At 63.3% G+C, this 17,497-nt stretch carries 14 protein-coding genes; 6 read left to right on the top strand and 8 right to left on the bottom strand.

The genetic code is table 11. The annotated features are described in order from the left end of the window. Positions 1-23: 23 nt before the first annotated feature. Positions 24-905, bottom strand: coding sequence for a helix-turn-helix transcriptional regulator (locus IEY62_RS03845; protein ID WP_189014047.1), 882 nt, complete (start codon positions 903-905; stop codon positions 24-26). Between the two features lie 92 nt (positions 906-997). Between IEY62_RS03845 and IEY62_RS03850 the strand changes: the two genes are divergently transcribed. Both IEY62_RS03850 and IEY62_RS03855 read left to right on the top strand, forming a co-directional pair. Beyond that, positions 998-1,894: an aldo/keto reductase gene (locus tag IEY62_RS03850; protein ID WP_189014049.1), complete on the top strand. Its 897-nt coding sequence runs from the start codon at positions 998-1,000 to the stop codon at positions 1,892-1,894. Positions 1,895-1,937: 43 nt separating this feature from the next. Then, positions 1,938-2,960, top strand: coding sequence for an aldo/keto reductase (locus IEY62_RS03855; protein ID WP_189014051.1), 1,023 nt, complete (start codon positions 1,938-1,940; stop codon positions 2,958-2,960). Between the two features lie 71 nt (positions 2,961-3,031). Here the strand turns inward: IEY62_RS03855 and IEY62_RS03860 are convergent, their stop codons facing one another. Beyond that, entirely contained in the window at positions 3,032-4,351 is a 1,320-nt protein-coding gene (locus IEY62_RS03860; protein ID WP_189014053.1) for a helix-turn-helix domain-containing protein, read from the bottom strand. A gap of 465 nt (positions 4,352-4,816) precedes the next feature. On the opposite strand from IEY62_RS03860, the gene IEY62_RS03865 reads away from it, so the two are divergent. From IEY62_RS03865 to IEY62_RS03880, 4 genes are all read left to right on the top strand, one after another. Beyond that, positions 4,817-6,328, top strand: coding sequence for a sigma-70 family RNA polymerase sigma factor (locus IEY62_RS03865; protein ID WP_189014055.1), 1,512 nt, complete (start codon positions 4,817-4,819; stop codon positions 6,326-6,328). Positions 6,329-6,734: 406 nt separating this feature from the next. Further along, positions 6,735-10,298: a DUF7507 domain-containing protein gene (locus IEY62_RS03870; RefSeq protein WP_189014057.1), complete on the top strand. Its 3,564-nt coding sequence runs from the start codon at positions 6,735-6,737 to the stop codon at positions 10,296-10,298. A 137-nt stretch (positions 10,299-10,435) separates the two neighbouring features. Beyond that, positions 10,436-10,747 carry a hypothetical protein gene (locus tag IEY62_RS03875; RefSeq protein WP_189014059.1) on the top strand — a complete coding sequence of 104 codons (312 nt, stop codon included), beginning with the start codon at positions 10,436-10,438 and terminating at the stop codon, positions 10,745-10,747. Positions 10,748-11,017: 270 nt separating this feature from the next. Further along, the gene (locus IEY62_RS03880; RefSeq protein WP_229785045.1) at positions 11,018-12,577 is read left to right on the top strand and encodes a hypothetical protein; all 1,560 of its coding nucleotides are present in this window, start codon (positions 11,018-11,020) and stop codon (positions 12,575-12,577) included. On the opposite strand, the gene IEY62_RS03885 is transcribed toward IEY62_RS03880, so the two are convergent. Genes IEY62_RS03885 through paaA form a run of 6 tightly spaced genes read right to left on the bottom strand, consistent with a single transcriptional unit; the run spans position 12,574 to position 17,490 of the window. Further along, the gene (locus IEY62_RS03885; RefSeq protein ID WP_189014061.1) at positions 12,574-13,353 is read right to left on the bottom strand and encodes an enoyl-CoA hydratase/isomerase family protein; all 780 of its coding nucleotides are present in this window, start codon (positions 13,351-13,353) and stop codon (positions 12,574-12,576) included. The genes IEY62_RS03880 and IEY62_RS03885 overlap by 4 nt on opposite strands. Before the next feature lie 8 nt (positions 13,354-13,361). After that, positions 13,362-14,567 carry a 1,2-phenylacetyl-CoA epoxidase subunit PaaE gene (gene paaE, locus IEY62_RS03890; RefSeq protein WP_189014063.1) on the bottom strand — a complete coding sequence of 402 codons (1,206 nt, stop codon included), beginning with the start codon at positions 14,565-14,567 and terminating at the stop codon, positions 13,362-13,364. Between the two features lie 10 nt (positions 14,568-14,577). After that, on the bottom strand, positions 14,578-15,147 hold the full coding sequence (gene paaD, locus IEY62_RS03895; RefSeq protein WP_189014065.1) for a 1,2-phenylacetyl-CoA epoxidase subunit PaaD: 570 nt from the start codon (positions 15,145-15,147) through the stop codon (positions 14,578-14,580). 5 nt (positions 15,148-15,152) lie between these two features. Further along, on the bottom strand, positions 15,153-16,070 hold the full coding sequence (gene paaC / locus IEY62_RS03900; protein ID WP_189014067.1) for a 1,2-phenylacetyl-CoA epoxidase subunit PaaC: 918 nt from the start codon (positions 16,068-16,070) through the stop codon (positions 15,153-15,155). Continuing rightward, positions 16,067-16,495: a 1,2-phenylacetyl-CoA epoxidase subunit PaaB gene (gene paaB / locus IEY62_RS03905; RefSeq protein ID WP_189014069.1), complete on the bottom strand. Its 429-nt coding sequence runs from the start codon at positions 16,493-16,495 to the stop codon at positions 16,067-16,069. The genes paaC and paaB overlap by 4 nt, the downstream gene beginning before the upstream one ends. Beyond that, positions 16,495-17,490, bottom strand: coding sequence for a 1,2-phenylacetyl-CoA epoxidase subunit PaaA (paaA, locus tag IEY62_RS03910; protein WP_144659203.1), 996 nt, complete (start codon positions 17,488-17,490; stop codon positions 16,495-16,497). Before paaA ends, paaB begins: the two co-directional genes overlap by 1 nt. Between the last annotated feature and the right edge of the window lie 7 nt (positions 17,491-17,497).

Here is a 17,497-nt window from a genome sequence, read left to right on the forward strand (position 1 = left end):
ATCGGCGGAAGGAGTACCGCGGATTATTGCTCCTCGTTGACGGTGGCCTTGGCCGTTTCGCGCTGGGTGGCGACCCAGCTGGCAAGTACTTTCAGTGCATCGGCCGAGGGCGTGGATTCCTCGGCAGTGTAGACATTGATGCGCAGCCCTGGATCTGCTGCCAGCTCCAGGGCCTCGTAGCTGAGGTCCAGGTCGCCCACGATGGGATGGTGGAGACGCTTGCGCCCGGTCCGGTGGTACTTCACATCGTGCCGGGCCCATCGCGTACCGAACTCCTCGCTGCGGGTGGAAAGTTCTCCGACGAGATCGCTGAGGTCCTTGTCGTAGGGGTTCCTTCCCGCAGCCGACCGCAGGGCCGCGACAATATCGTCAGCGCTGCGTTCCCAATCAATGAAGAATTCGCGGGCCTTCGGATTGAGGAAAGTGAACCGGGCACTGTTCGGCGGGCCGGGACGCTCAGCCATCATGTCCAGGTAGAGAGCCCTCCCCAGCTCGTTGGACGCGAGGACATCACCGCGGTCATTGCGGACCCAAGCGGGCGCCGAACTGATGGCGTCGATGACGCGCTGCACGCTGGGACGCACGGTCTGGGGACTGCTTTTTCGTCGGGCCCGCGGCGACGCCGCCGTGGAGCGGGCCAGATCGAAAAGGTGGGCCGTCTCGGCGTCGTCGAGTTTCAAGGCGCGGGCCAGCCCCTCCAGGACGCTGTCCGAAGCGCCGGAGAGATTACCGCGTTCAAGCCTGATGTAATAGTCCACGCTCATGCCGGCAAGCATCGCCACCTCTTCGCGGCGCAGTCCGGTCACGCGGCGCTTGCCTCCGTACGCGGGCAGGCCTGCCTCCTCCGGAGTGATCCGTGCACGGCGGGAGGTCAGGAATTTGCGAACGTCGTCGCTTAGTGTCATGGCTCTACGCTACGCGGGGGCCGGCCGTGGTGGGAGGCACTGACATTACCCTGAACACGAGTTACTCCCGGAGTGCTTGGAAGTGCTGTTCCATGGAAAGCATGAATACGGAACTTACTCTCAACAACGGCGTCACGATGCCCGCCCTCGGCCTGGGTGTCTTCCAAAGTCCCCCGGAGCAGACAACAGCGGCGGTTGAAGCTGCCCTGGCCACAGGCTACCGGCATATCGACACTGCCGCTGCCTACGGCAACGAGCGGGAAGTCGGACAAGGCATCCGCAACAGCGGCCTGGACCGGTCCGAGGTATTCATCGAAACCAAGGTCTGGGTCAGCGACTACGGATACGACCAGACACGGCACGCATGGGAGAAGGCCACGGCCAAGCTGGGTGTGGACTATCTCGACCTGCTGATCCTGCACCAGCCCGCTCCGGACCGTTTTGACAAGGTCATCGCCGCGTACAAGGCACTGGAAAGTCTGCTCGCGGAAGGCAAGGTCCGTGCCATCGGCGTCAGCAACTTCATGCCCCACCACCTGATACAGCTCCTGGCCGCAACGGACGTCGTTCCCGCACTCAACCAGGTGGAACTGCACCCGTACTTCATCCAAGGGAACGTCCAGGAAGCGAACCATGAGCACGGTGTACTCACCCAGGCGTGGTCGCCGATCGGTGGGATCACGTTCTACCCCGGCTGGGGCGAAGCCCGCCGGAACGTGATGGAGGACCCCACCATTGCCGACATTGCCGGCAGGCATGGCAAGAGCCCGGCCCAGGTCATGCTTCGCTGGCACTTGCAGCAGGGCCGGTCAGCCATTCCGAAATCGACCAACCCGGCACGTATCTCCGAGAACTTCGACGTCTTCGACTTCGAACTCAGCCAGGCAGAACTTGGCGCCATCGATGCCCTGGACACCGGCGTCCGCAACGGACCGGACCCTGACGTAGCCCGCGAGGAGCGGTTCGCCATGGTCATTCCTGAAGCCTAGAACCGAGCAAACCTGAAGCCTGAAACCGAACTAAGGAACCGCTATGGAATACCGACTTCTGGGACGCACCGGCGTGCGGGTCAGCCCCCTTTGCCTGGGTGCCATGATGTTCGGCCCCTGGGGCAACAATGACCACGCCGACGCCACCCGGATCATTCACCGGGCCTTGGACGCCGGAATCAACTTCATCGACACCGCGGATGTCTACTCCGGCGGCATCTCTGAAGAGATCGTGGGGCAGGCAATCGAAGGCAGGCGCGACGACGTCTTTCTCGCCACAAAGTTCTTCATGCCCATGGACCCCGACGACCCCAATCAGAGCGGCGGCTCCCGCCGATGGATCATCCGTGAGGTGGAGAACTCCCTGCGCCGTCTCAACACCGACTACATCGACCTTTACCAAGTGCACCGCCCCAGTCCAGATACGGACGTGGAGGAAACACTGGGTGCGCTCACGGACCTGGTCCGTCAGGGCAAGGTCCGCTACATCGGCTCCTCGTCCTACTCAGGATCCCAAATCGTGGAGGCGCAATGGGCGGCGCGGGAACGGAATCTGGAGCGCTTCGTCACCGAGCAACCGCCCTACTCGATTCTTGCGCGCGGGATCGAAGAAGATGTCCTTCCCACCGTTCAGCGCCATGGGATGGGTGCCCTCAGCTACAGTCCGCTGGCCGGCGGCTGGCTCTCGGGCCGATGGCGGAAGGATTCGGCATCGGCGCCCACATCGAGTGCACGTCCGAGCGCCAGGTTCGACATGACGAAGTTCGCTAACCAGCGCAAGCTCGATCTTGTGGAAGACCTGGCACAACTGGCTGAACAGTCCGGGCTTGGTCTTATAGAGCTCGCCATCGCCTTTGTCATCAACCATCCCGGTATCACCTCAGCGATCGTTGGCCCGCGCACCATGGAACAGCTGGAGTCCTACCTTCCGGCGGCCTCGGTCACTCTCACCCCGGACGTTCTGGACCGCATCGACGAGATCGTGGAACCCGGCGTCACGGTCAATCCGGACGACAACAGCTACGGCGCGCACGAACTCAAGCCCCAAGCACGCCGGCGGCACTGACATACAACATCGACGACGGCGCTGCCCGCCACCCGCGGCGGGTGGCGTGGTCGTACGTTTTACGCGGCTGGCTAGGCCCTGAACTCGCGCTCGCGCCTGGCCATCCTCGCCTGCAGCATTCCGAGGCGGGGATCGTCCCCGGCCGCTGCCCGCGCGGCAGCCAACGCTTCGAAATCGTCGGCCCCCACATCACTGGAACCCCATTGCAGGATGAGGTCCGGGTCGCCGCTGGCGCGCACCGAGGCGCTGACGGCCGCGTTGAGTTCTTCGCGGAGGATCTCGATGGCGAGGTTTCCGGAGCGGACCAGGAGCGGAGCACTGTAGGCCTGGAGTGCTTCAGCAATACGGGCCTTCCGCAAATGTTCGGTCACCGTAGAGACATCGGTGATCACAGTCAGTCCGGCGGCGAAACGGTAGGGGTTGGCCTCCAGGACCTTTCCCAGGACGGCACGGATCCGGTGCATCTCGGTGCGGACAGAAGCCGCCGCGCCATCCTCGCCGTGCAAATGGAAGGCCAACTCCTCGGCGCTCCAACCACTCGAACGCGAGGCCAGCAAAGCCAGGATTTCAGCCCGCCGGAGCGTCAACGGCAGCCGCCCACCGCCGTCGACCTCCGCTGTGGGGGTGTCCCCCAACAGGTTGAGCTTCAGCGTGGCGGTTGTTCCCTTGACCGCGCTGGTGGGGTCCGCGCTGGCGGGAACCGTGTGAGGTGCGTGCGGACGGGCTGAGCGCAAAAGCTCCTCGGCCAGCCTTACGGCGCAACGCACCATGCGCAGGCTGTCCGGCGTCACGGAGTCGATGGGCCCGGATACATCCAGAATGCCCAGGATCCGGTTGCTGTGCGGGTCGCGGATGGGAGAAGCGGTGCAGGCCCACTCGTGGTGTGAACGCACGAGGTGCTCGGCTGAAAGGAGCTGTGCCGGCGCCCCCGTAATCAGGGCCTCACTGATGGCATTGGTGCCGATTCCAGACTCCGACCAGTCCGCGCCTTCAACGAATTCCAAGGAATCGGCCTGCCGAAGGGCGTGGCTGCTGCCCACCCGCCACAGCACCTCACCCAGATGGTCCGTGACAATCAGGAGGTGCCGGCCGTCAGCCGATTCATCGGCAAGAAGTTGCGTGAGTGCCGGGATGACAGGCGCCAAAGGATGACCGGCGCCGAGCTTGCGAGCGTCTTCCACCTCGTGGCGCCTGACAGGACTGTGCCGCTCGGGATTGATCCCCAGCGCCAGGGAACGCTGCCAGGACTCCAGGAGGGACTGCGGAATGTGGGGATCAGGACGACCCGAAATGGTGGCTTCGTGGGCTTTGCGAAGGATGCGGGCGTACTCCGAAGGAGCGGAAAGCCTCAGGCCATCCATGCGCGCTGCAGCGGCAGTGACACTTGGCATGCAGTTTTCCTCCAATTCGCCATCGAATTGCGCGGACCCCGTTCCACGAGCGTGCGCCGCCTTCCCAGTGTAGACCGGGCAATCCCCGGATGTGGTGCGGGTCACGCCCATCACCGGCATTTACCCAGGGCCGGGCCTCTGCGGAATACGGCCCCATTCTGCATTCATGCTTCTCATATAGGATGCAGGAAGAATGGCTACGCGTCAGCGGGCAACAGAGCCTGGAGGGGTCCAGTCGGCTCGCCACTATCCATACCTGGAAATCCCATTACGGAACTTCAATGGTGGAACGCGCTGACGTGTCCGGAAACAGGCGCAATTGCTATTCCAGCCGACACCGGTTTTGAAAACGCTATGGGGGCGATACAGAACGATGAAAACCACACGGAAGTACCTTTTATTGCCTTCGGGCAGCACCAGGCAGGCTTTCACCGGTGAAATGCCGTGACCGGGCATCCCGGGAAATTGCCTGTCAATCCGTCGGATGAAGAACTGATTTCTTCCGTCCACGACCAGGACGCCGCGGCCATCGAAGAGCTCTACCGGCGCCATGCCCCTTCCGGGCTCTCTTACGCCAAGAGGCTCTTGGGCAACGACTTCGACGCCGATGACATCAGCTCCGAGGCTTTCCTCAAGGTCATTCACGCCATCCAGCGGGGAAACGGACCGGATGGACCATTCCGTCCCTATCTCCTGCGGGCCATCAAGACCACCGCTGCAGACCACTGGTCAGCACGGTCCCGCCAGGAACTTGTGGAGGAGCCGATAGAGCTTCCGCACGACGAGGACGGCTACGAGCAGATCCTGCACGAGAAGGACCGGGAACTGGCTGGTGCTGCCTTCGCGTCCCTGCCGGCCCGTTGGCAGACCGTGTTGTGGCATGTGGACGTCGAGGGCGAACGGCCCCGCCAGGTAGGCCCGTTGCTGGGCCTGGAACCCAACGCCGTTTCAGCCATCGCCGCCCGGGCCCGCAAGGGGCTCCGGCTCGCTTACCTGGAAGCGTACGTGGACTCCTCCCTCGATGAAACGTGCAAGCCGTATGTGCCGCTCCTGGCCAAGTCGGTGGTTGACGGATTGTCCCCGTTTGACGACGTGCGCCTGCAGAAGCACCTCGATAAATGCCTCGCCTGCACCTCAGCTGCCGTGGCTTTGATGGACGTGCGATCCACCATGCGCCGGGCTGTCGCGCCCTGGCTTGTGGGACCGGCCGCTGTACCCGTGATGCTTGCTCCCGGAGCTGTGGCCTTGCCCGGCACGGGCACCCCGCCAGGCACACAGGTTCCGGGAGCCCAAGGCGCCACCGGTTCCGCTGCGCACTCCGCAGGAATGGGAATCGGGGCGTGGGCGGCGGCCATCGCTGTGGTTGCCTGCGTGGCAACCGGAGCCATCGCCGTCACGACGGGCTTGGGCTCAAGCCCATCAGCTACGGATGCGGCGAATTCGCCAGCAGAATCGGGACCCCTTGGAGCGCCTCCGGCAGGAAACAACTTTGCGGACGGTGGCGCGGGCAGCGCCGGGGTCCCGCAGGAAGGTCCGGACGCGGATCACACCGTGATCTGGCTGGACCAGCCAGCTGCCAAAGCACTCCAGGTCCCGCTGCCTGTATCCATCCGCCCGATTCCATCGGACTCACCCACCGGTTCGACGCCGCAGACCACCCCAAGGCGCGAACCCGGGTTCTCACCGCAAGGGACTATGGCCGCACCGACCATCGCCGTTCCCACGCCGGGTTCCTCCCCGACTTCCCTGCCAACCAGCACACCCCTGCCCACAAACCCCACACCTGCGCCGAGCCCCAGCGAAACGCAGCAGCCGAGCCCCACCCAAACCCAACAGCCGACGCCCAGCGTAGATCCAACCCCCTCGCCCACCAGCACAACCGTGCCAACACCTACGCCTACTCCCACTCCCACTCCCACTCCCACCGTCACACCAGGGGAACCCTGCCCCTGGTGGTGGTGGTTCTGCACCGCGTAGCTCCCCCAGTCCCCTGAGAAGGACTGAATAAAAAAACTTTCGATTTCCCGCGTCACGTTTTTAAGTGACAGCCGTATACATCGTGAAGGGCGTGTGCCCTGACTCCGTTTCATCGGCTAACCGTTCAAAGTAACGGCGCCGACTCCTGTGTGCCTGCCGGTTAGCCGGGCGCATCACAGTTGTGCCGAAACGGCATCAAAGAGGCTTTGGGAGGCAAACCAGACCGAATTGTTGATGGCTCGCGCCCAGACGCGGGCTACGGAAGTGAAAGTTTACGGCCCGGCGATGCCCATCGCCGGGTCATGGGGGGTGGCTCTTGCGTGCAGGATCTAACAGCTACGGAGCGCCCGAATCTCTGGGAGCGGAAGGTTCTGCTCCCACCGGACACCTTAAAGGGGTGCAGTAATTGGCTGACGGCACTAACCGACTCAGCGGCGGGACGACAGGTCCCGCCGTCGGTGCAGATCAACGACATATACACAGGCCGGCCGGGCTTCCTGCCCGACGCCGGCCACGGACCGGCAAAGGCAGGCGCGGCGGCAGGCAGGCTTTGGCACTCTTGGCGAGCAGCGCCGTCGTCGCCGGTTTGTTTACCGGAGGTGCGCTGACTTTGTCGGCAGGCCCGGCCACGGCGGCAGATGCGTTGAGCTGTGGGGCCGTGTACTCGGTCCAAGGCAGCGGCAACCGCAACTTGTGGCTCGTCAACACCGAGACAGGGACACAGACCAGCGTGGGGAACTTCACCATTGCCGGATCCAACCAAAACCTGAATGGTCTTGGCATTGCAGGCGATGGCAGTGCTGCCATCGGCGTCCTGCCCAACAGCAACGACACCGGCCGGACCATCTACCGCCACGACCGTGCGTCCAACACCACCTCGGTCCTGGGCGCGGGCGAAGCAGGAACTCCCGTCACCCACGGTGCCATCAATCCTGAAAACGGCTTCTACTACTACGGCGGATTCACCGGAAACACGATCCGCGTTTACGGGTTCGACACCGTCAACAATGTCTCAATCGGCCTGGTGGCCAGCGGTGACATCCCCAATGCCGGAGCCAACGGCGACTGGGCTTTCGACAAACAGGGCCGCCTGTACGTGATGGGCGGTGGGTCAACCCACAGCATCCTCTCTGTCATCCAGCAGGAGATACCCGCGGCAGCGGGCGCATCCGTTGCCGTGACGGCCAACCAGCTGGTCTCAATCGCCACGCCGCAGCCCATCAACGGCATCGCGTTTGGTGGTGACGGCCTGGTCTATCTGGGCAGCTCGGACACCCTCCGCCAAGTGGACCCCATCTCCGGCGAAGTCCTGAGTTCCAAGCCCTTCTCCCAGGCCGGTTCCGTGGACCTGGGCTCCTGTGCAACCCCCAACACCATCACGGTCAAGAAAGACTTCCCGCACGGCCGCGTCGCCCCTGCCGACCAGGCCACACTCACCCTGACGGGTGACGGTCTTCCGGTATCCGGCGTTCAAGCCACCACCGCCGGCACTGAGAACGGACTTCAGGTCCAGCCCGGCGAAGTAGTGGGCCCGGTCTTCGGCCGCACAGGAACCACATATGCCATTTCCGAGTCCGGCAGCACGGGCGTGGGATACGCCTCAAGCTGGTCGTGCATCAATGAAAACAACGGTGCTCCGATCTCCAGCGGCACAGGAACCAGCGGCAGCTTCACCATGCCCGCAGCTGGATCCGATGGGGTTGCTGTGCTCTGCACGTTCACCAACGCCGCACGAATCACGGATCTGGTCCTCGACAAGAAGGCCGGCGCCCCCAGCGGGAACACAGCCGGCTCCACTGTCCCTTACACCTTTGACGTCACCAACACCGGAACCGTCCCGCTGGAAACAGTCAGCGTAAACGATCCCCTGGTGGGAGCAGTCACATGCCCTCCCGGCCCCCTGGCCGTCGGAGCGACCGTCACCTGCACGGCTCCGCCCTACCAACTCACCCAGGACGATGTCACTGCCGGCCAAGTGATCAACAAGGCCACAGCCACCGGAACGGTAGCCGGTTTGCCTGACGCTACGGACGACGATTCCACCACGACGCCGATCGCGTCCGCACCGGCGCTGACCCTGAAAAAGAGTGCCGGCACGCCGGTTGATGTCAACAATTCGGGTCTGACCGACGCCGGAGACACCATCGCGTACACGTTCCTGGTGACCAACAGCGGCAACTTGCCGGTCTCCGGCGTCGTCATCAATGACAAGTTGCTGAGCGGCCGGAACCCCGCAATCGCAGTAAGCTGCGAGGCCACATCACTTGCCCCTGGCGCCTCCACGAACTGCAAGGCTGATCAGCCCTACACCATCACCGAAGCAGACGAAACGGCCGGCAAGGTGCTCAATACTGCCACGGCCCAGGGCACCGATCCCCGCAACCAGCCTGTAGTTTCCAACGAAGACAGCACCGAAACCCCGGTCAGCGCTCCCGCACCGTCGCTGTCCATCGAGAAGACTGCCGGCACGCCGGTGGACAAGAACAACTCGGGCATCACGGACGCCGGAGACACCATTGCGTACACCTTCGTGGTCACCAACACCGGCAATATCCCGTTGCATGACGTCAAGGTCAACGATCCAAAAATCGGTTCCGTCACGTGCGAAAAGAACGCTCTTTCACCCGGCGAGAGCATCAGCTGCACGGGCGACGCCCCGTACGTTGTGACCACCGTGGATGAGCTTCACGGTTCGGTGGACAACACCGCCACGTCTACCGGTACGGATCCCGACGGCGACCCCGTCACCTCCCCTCCGGACACCACCACCACCAAGGTCACGGTTCCCGCCCCGTCCCTGTCCTTGGAGAAGTTTGCCGCGGCTCCGGTGGATGTGAACAATTCCGGGATCACTGATGCCGGAGACACCATCGCGTACACGTTCACGGTCACCAACACCGGCAACGTCCCGGTAACCGCCGTGGAAGTGGTGGATCCGCTTGCGGGCGCCGTCACCTGCAAAGTCACGGAGCTGGCTCCAGGCGCAACAACCAACTGTGCCGCCGATGCACCGTACGTTGTGACATCAGCCGATGAAGCAGCACACGTAGTGCGTAACACCGCCCACGCCGAGGGCATGGACCCCGACACGGAAAAGGTTGTCTCCGACCCGGATACCACCAACACTCCAGTCACCGAGCAGGCCCCGGCCCTGACCCTTGAGAAGTCCGCAGGGGCCATCAAGGACGCCAACGCCTCGGGCATCATCGATGCCGGAGACACCATCGACTACACCTTCGTGGTCACCAACGACGGCAATGTACCGGTCCGCCAGATCACAGTGAACGATCCCCTGGCCGGTGCGGTGACCTGTGAAGCCGTCGATCTCGCGGTGGGGGCATCCACTCACTGCAGGGCAACTGCACCCTACGTGCTCACCCAGGCTGACGTGGATGCGGGCAAGGTCCACAACGTGGCTACGGCCACCGGAACCGACCCCGACAACCAGCCCACCACCTCGAATGAAGACTCGACCACCACGAACGTGCCGCACGCTGCTGCACTGGTGATCGACAAGTCTGCTGCACTGGTTGATGCCGACGGCGACAACCTCGCCGACGCCGGGGAAACGGTCAACTACACATTCGCGGTGACCAACACCGGGACGGTGACGCTGAACGACGTCGCGGTTGACGATCCGATGCTCGGCAACGCCGGGGTCACCATCGAATGCCCGGCGACGAGCCTCGCCCCGGGAGAAACGGTGACCTGCACCGCTGCCTACAAGGTGCAGGCCAAGGATGTGGAGTCCGGTCAGCCGATCCGGAACGTGGCCGGCGCCAAGGCAGTCGGCCCCGATGGCGACGTTTCCTCACCCACGGACTCTGCTGAAACCCCGGTTGGTCCCAAGGCCCAGCCGGCACCGTTGGCCGTCACCGGTGGCGTTTCGTTCCTGGTGGCCGGCATCGGCGCAGTACTCCTGGCCGCAGGCGTGGTGCTGGCTGTGATGACCCGCCGGCGTCGCGCATGACAGAAAGCTGATGCTCGCTCATTGAGCTGAAGCCGCACACTTCCCGGGTGCCCGCCGGGAACACGAAGCGACGGCCGGATCACGTCCCCCCGACTCCCGGCCGTCGCTTTTGTGCATCAACTTCGAACGAGGAAAAGATGGCCATCACCACCCATACACCCGCCTCGCTTGCCGCGTGGGAGTCCACGTTGGCTGCCCGGACCGAGCTCTGCCTCTCCGTGACGGGGATCCACCGGGGAAAGCTGACCCTTTACGCAGGCCCGCATCACACCGGCCGCAGCCCTGTAGCTGTCCTGGATCTGCCCGGCACCGGCACCTATATCAGCCGCCCGGCGAACGGCGGAATAGAGCGCTGGATTGCAGGCATTCTGGAAGCTGCCCAATCCATTACGAACAGGACCCCGGAATCACGACACGTTCCGGCAATTGTTCCCACTCAATTGATGTGAGGCTGTCCAAATGGGGGACGAGAGACAGCCGTAGTCGGAGGGCAACGCCCTTGCTGACCAATCACGGAGCACCGACTGGCCTTTGGACGACGAAGCCAGCGGCGCCTTCGGCTGCTTTCCCCCTTCCCCGGCAGCAGCCAGTGTGGCCGGCCTGACTATTAACGCCCTCAGGTCCGGCCACACAACCTTTGTCATGGGATGTTGACTTGACTCCGGTGGCTGTATTCTCTATTTGAGCCACGTCTGGATGGCCTTTTTTCTGGGGGAATTTTGACTCATTCACAACCCGCGATGCTGCGCGCCCACCTCACCTCCTGGGGGCTCGGTGCGCTGGCACTCGGGACCGCCGTCCTGCTTTCGGCGTGCACCATGCTCCCGCTGCCACTCTCAGCGCCGGCCGGGACCTCCAAACCACCCGCCTCCAGCGAGGCGCCCCCGCGTAACAAGGAAACCGCGACGGCGGCCTGGGAAGTTGCGCTGGATCCCATCGGCCAGCCTGTGGTGGCCGACGGCGTGGCCTTGGTTTACACCCGCGGTACCGAAGGCGTGGAGGCGCACGCCCTTTCCGTGGCTACGGGCAAGGAATTGTGGAAGCAGCCGGTTCATCCGGGATACGACGCTCCGGGGAACCCGTTGAAACCTGCCCTGACAAGGACAGCTTCGGGGAAAAGTGCCGCGATCTTCCTGCAGGCTGCTGCCGCTCCGGCGGGCTTCGACACTGACGTCGTCTGGTGGACTTCGCCTGTCGCCTTTGACCTGGGCACCGGCAAAGAGCTCTACCGCGGAAGGCCTGAACTGGTCAGTACGCGCCCTTTCGCCTGTGACGAACTCTTCGACATGTGCTTTATCGCCTTTGACGACTCAGCGCAGTCAGTTGAACACTGGGTGGACTTGGAATCCGGCGATGAGTCCGGCGGCGCCGACATCAACGATCTCACCGGTGTCTTCCAGCCAGTAGGCAAAGAACTGTATGCGGTGGAAAAAGACGGTGTCGAAAAGCTGGCTCACGTCTCTTACGGCGAGGTCAAGTGGCAGGTCGAGGTAGAGAAGGTTTTTGGAAAAGGTGCCTCCACCGATTTGGGTTGGCATTTCACGTACTCCGAGAAGCTTGATCTCTACGTGGGCTCGGTCGGAATCAATCCCACGGGTGTCGACCCCGAAAAATTCCTGGAAAACTCCTTGTCGGTAAACCTTCGCGATTCTACTAAAACCGTCGGTTTCCGTGCCTCCAGCGGACGGGTTTTGTGGACAGCGGATGCCTCCACACTCCAATGCTCAAAGACAATGAGTCCTGGTGACACCAAGATGGGCAATGGAACTGCATTGCCCATACGGTGCGAATACGTGGACGGCTACATCGAGTTTCCCGCGGGCAAATACCGGGGCGCCCGATCCAAAGTAGTGGGCTACGATCCCCTGACCGGCGAAGCATCCTGGGAAAGCAAACCTGTCTATGTCTACAGCTGGGACGAGTACGGCCTCATCCCTTCAGCAAGCCACGGTGAGTTCCTGATTGCAGGCACGTTCTGGGACTCAAACCTGGTAGACACCCGCACCGGGAAGCCCCGCGGGGCAGGTTTCGACGACGGCTTCATTTGTTGGAAGAACGCAACATACACCGTTCCACCGAACGGACCCTATAAGGATCGGCCGGGCGGAGAAATAGGCGCTGGCACTCAAACGGCCTTCCCGTGTCTGAAGGGGGGCTCGGCTACCCTGGCCTTTACCTACGGCGCTTTGACCGATGTGACCACCACGGATCAGGACATGGCAGTGATCTCACTGGAAGGAAAAGTGGCCGGGTACAAGCTCCTCAAGGAATTCGTTTAGCCCTTGAAAACCGGCGCCCGCTTCTCTTGGAAGGCCCGGAAACCCTCGGCGTAGTCGTCGGTCTTGCACAGGCGTGCCTGCTCGGCGTTCTCCTCCACCATGGAATCCCACAGCCCCAGGCGCTGGTCGCGGATGTGGGCAACAAGCTCCTTGGACGCAACAAACGCCTGGGTCGCCCCAACGGCCACCCGCGAAACAATGGCCCGCGTTTCATCCAGCAAAACATCCGCGGGCATCGCCCGGCTGAACATCCCCTGAGCCACGGCTTCGGCCCCTGAGATCAGATCTGCGGTGTAGATCAAATCCAGGGTGCGGTGCATGCCCAGGCGCTCGGTGAAGTACCAGTGCCCGCCCGAATCCAGGGTTGCGCCCAGCTTCGCGAACGGAGACCCGAACTTGGCATTCTCCGCTACATAGACCACATCGGTGGCCAGGAGCAGCCCCAGCCCGACTCCCAGACAGGCGCCATGGGCGGCAGCAAATGTGGGGGCCGGGAACGCTGCCATCTTCTTCAACAGCGGCTCCACGAGTCCCCCGAGATACGCCTGTGCGTCATCGGTTTCAGGAGTCACGGCAGCTATGTCGCGGCCGGCGCAGAAGGCCCGGCCCTCGCCGCGAAGCAGCAGCGCCCGCACTTCGCCGCGCGAGGCGGCGGCAGCAGCGTCGTCGTACGCCTTATCCAGTTCTGCCAGCGCGTCCTCGTTGAGCGAGTTCAGCTTTTCGGGGGCATTGAGGACAATTTCGGCAATGCCGTTGGCAATGGAGAGCTCGATCATGGGACTCCTTAGACGTCGAAGTCGACGGTAACTTCTTCGCTGGTGGGGTGGGACTGGCAGGTGAGGACGTAGCCCTTGTCCAGTTCGTCCTGTTCAAGGGCGTAGTTCTCGTCCATGGTCACCGTACCGGTGATCAACTTGGCGCGGCAGGTGCCGCACACGCCGCCGGCGCAGGCAAAAGGAACATCCGGGCGGACCCGAAGGGCTGCGTTGAGGATGGACTCGCGGGCGTGCGTGGGGCTGGCGACGTCGCCGGTGAGGCCATCCAGCGTGAACGTGATCTTGTAGGTGTCCTGCGACTCGTCCTCCACAACAGGGCGGCCGGCGTTGCCCTCAGGGCGGTCGGGACGGCCGGTAGTGAACAACTCGAAACGGACGTGCTCCGGTTCCACGCCGCGGGCGGCAAGGGTATCCCGGCACAGCTGGACCAGCTCGAACGGCCCACACAGGAACCATTCATCAACGTCCTCGGCGTGAATCGCCGACGACAACAGGGCCTGCAGCTTCTCCGAATCAATGCGGCCGGTCATCAGCGGCGCGATCCGCTGCTCCCGGGACAGCACGTGGTGCAGCGCAAGGCGGGTGGGGTACTTGTCCTTCAGGTCCGCCAGTTCCTCCAGAAACATGACATCCATGGCAGCCTTGTTCGCGTACACGAGGTCGAACGTGGTTTCCGGGTTGGCGGCAAGGAGCGTGCGCGCAATCGCGATAACAGGCGTGATGCCAGAACCCGCGGCGATCGCCACGAAGTTGCCCGGCTCCCCCGCCAGTTCCTCGGGATGGTTCATGGAATTCATGACGTTGTGCTGGACCGGTGAACCGTCCTTGCCATGCCGCGAAATGAACGCACCCTGGGGGCTCATGACATCCAAAACGTCCCCGGCCTTCAGCTCGGCATTCGCCCACGTGGAGAACAGGCCGCCCAGGTCCTTTTTGATGGCCACGCGGATCTCGCTGCTGCCGTCCTCGAAGCTGCGCGGCTCTGCGCAGATCGAGTAGCTGCGGCGGACCTCATGGGGTTCACCGTCCTCGTCCGGAAGCGTGGTGCGCAAGGCAACGTACTGGCCGGGAAGGTAGTCATACTGGCCCGCCAAATCCGCCGGGACACCGAACGTGACCTCGATGGCATCGTCCGTGAGGCGCCGGACTTCCGCGACGGTCAGATTGTGGAAAGACGCACGACGGCGACTGGCCGTCTGTGTTTCGGTGGTCATGGCTGCTTCCTTAGAGGACTTTGAAGTAGTCGAACGGTTCCTTGCAGTCCTGGCAGACAAACAGCGCCTTGCAGGAAGTGGAACCAAAGCGGGTGAGTTCCTTGGTATTGAGTGAGGAACACTGGGGGCATTTCACGGCAAGGCTCAGGCGGACGGGACCAGAATGGCCGCCTGCTGCAGCCCTGCCGCTGGGCGGAGCAATCCCGTACTCCTCCAGCTTGGCCTTGCCGGATTCGGTCATCCAGTCAGTGGTCCATGCCGGCGACAACACCAGGTTGATGTGAACGCTCGCGTAGCCCTCTTTCTCGAAAGCCTTGCGAAGGTCGTCGCCAATGGCGTCCATCGCGGGGCAGCCCGAGTACGTGGGCGTGATGGTGACCTCGACGGCGGTACTTGCCGGGCCGCCGTCGTGCTTGCCATCAGCGGTGGCCGCCTCAGGCGACTGAACAACCCGCACGCCGCGCAGGATCCCAAGGTCCTCGATGGTGAGGACCGGGATCTCCGGATCGCAGACCGTGGACGCGATGTCCCAGGCCCTCTCCTCCTGAGTGCGTACCTGCGTCCGTGACAGAGTCGTCATGCTGCTCACCAGCTCGCGCCGGGGTGCTCGCGGGCCAGAACCTGCATTTCGGCCAGGATGTAGCCCATGAACTCGGAGTGCTTCCCGCGCCGGCCGCCACCGGGCGCCTGTGGGACACCGGGAATGTCCAGCTCGGCCTCGGCCAGGATCTGCCCCGTGAGGCGGTCAAATTCGTCGCGAAGGGAGGAAGGCTGGACTGTCACTCCGGATTCGGACAGGCGGGTGGTGAGTTCGTCGTCCTCGAAGAGTTCGTCCACGTACGGCCACACGAGCTTGAAGCCCTGAATCATCCTGGCGCGGGACTCATCGGTCCCGCCGGCAAGGCGCAACACCCACTGGGCACTGTGGTCGCGATGGTAGTCCACTTCCTTGACAGCCTTGGCAGAGATGGCGGCGATGGTGGAATCCGTGGACTCCACCAGCCGGCTGTACAGCTCGTACTGGTAGAAGCTCACGATGAACTGGCGGGCAATGGTGACGGCGAAGTCCCCGTTGGGCTGCTCAAACAGGTGAGCCGAGCGGAACTCGTGCTCGCGGCGGAAGTAGGCAAGGTCGTCCTCGGACTTGTCCCAGGCGGCTCCGGCGTAAGTCAGGAAGGAGCGTGCGTGGCCCAGCTGGTCCAGTGCAATGTTGCCAAGGGCGATGTCCTCCTCAAGCTCCGGCGCACGGGAAATCCAGTGGCCCAGGCGTTGGGCGAGGATCAGACCGTCATCGCCCAAACGAAGGGCAAACCCAGCGATGTCCTCACTCGGCTTGACCTGTCCGCGGCTGATTTCCAGCGCGATGTCCTCGGGCCGCAGCGCGTTGCCTGGCGTGATGCGGGTGGCGCTGGCCGAACCGTCTCCGGAAGCCCCGGCTCCGTGAACGCCGACGGAGATATCGCCGTGTCCCTCGATTGCGAAGTCAGTGTCTTTGGTGCTCACAGGTGCTTCACGCCTTCGCTCTTGGTGTAGTAGGTGGCGTGGCGGTAGTCCTTGCCCTGCGGGGACTCGAAGAAGGCACCCTTGGCGTCGGGATCGCTGGAGGAAATCGCCTCGGCCGGGACCACCCAAATGGAGACGCCCTCGTTGCGGCGGGTGTAAAGGTCGCGGGCGTTCCGGAGGGCCATCGCCGCATCCGGGGCGTGCAAGGAACCTGCGTGCACGTGGGACAGGCCACGGCTTGAACGCACGAAGACCTCCCACAAGGACCACGGGTGCTCTTCCTTGGCGCCGCCGGTGGTGCCGCCCGGGCGCGCGGCGGGGGCCGTCGTCGTGCTTTCTGCGTTGGCAGCCGCCACCTTGGGGGCTTCGCGCTTGATCTCGCTGGCGGCGCTTGCCGGTTCTTCCGGGTTACCGTGGGGAGCCATTATGCTGCGTTCACTTTCTCTGCTTGCTTGCGGGCGTAGGCCACTGCTGCTTCCCGAACCCAGGCACCGTTTTCGTGTGCCTCGCGGCGGCGCTCGATGCGCTGCGAGTTACAGGGACCGCGGCCGGCCAGGACTTCCTTGAACTCATTCCAGTCCAGGGGTCCGTGCTCCCACTTCTTGGTTTCTTCGTTGAAACGGATGTCCTTGTCCGGGAGGGTGAGGCCCAGGACCTTGACCTGCTCCACCATCATGCCGACGAACCGGCTGCGCAGCTCGTCGTTGCTGAAGCGTTTGATGTTCCAGGCCATGGACTGCTTGGAGTTCGGTGAATCGTCATCCGGCGGGCCGAACATCATCAGCGACGGCGCGTACCAGCGGTTCACGGCGTCCTGGGCCATCTGCTTCTGCGCAGGCGTGCCGTTGGACAGCTCCAGCAGGATTTCAAAACCCTGGCGCTGGTGGAATGACTCTTCCTTGCAGATGCGCACCATTGCGCGACCATAAGGACCGTACGAGGCACGGCACAGGGGCACCTGGTTGCAGATGGCGGCGCCATCCACCAGCCAGCCAATGGCCCCCATGTCTGCCCAGGAAATCGTGGGGTAGTTGAAGATGGAGGAGTACCGGGCTTTGCCTGCAATCAGGTCTTCCATCATCTGGTCCCTGCTCTGCCCCAGCGTCTCTGCTGCGGAGTACAGGTACAGGCCGTGGCCCGCCTCATCCTGGACCTTTGCCATGAGGATGGACTTGCGCTTCAGGCTGGGTGCGCGCGTGATCCAGTTGGCTTCCGGCTGCATGCCGATGATTTCCGAGTGTGCGTGCTGCGAGATCTGGCGCAGCAACGTCTTGCGGTAAGCCGCAGGCATCCAGTCACGCGGTTCGATGCGTGAGTCTTCCGAAATGATGCGATCAAAATACGCCTGTCCGGCCGCCTCCCGCTCCTGCTCTTCCGGGGACAGCTCAGCGGGCACTGACTGCAGATTCTGCGATGCCATGGTTGCT

It is taken from the genome of Paenarthrobacter histidinolovorans, from assembly GCF_014647595.1.
GTDB classification, from domain to species: Bacteria; Actinomycetota; Actinomycetes; order Actinomycetales; family Micrococcaceae; genus Arthrobacter; species Arthrobacter histidinolovorans.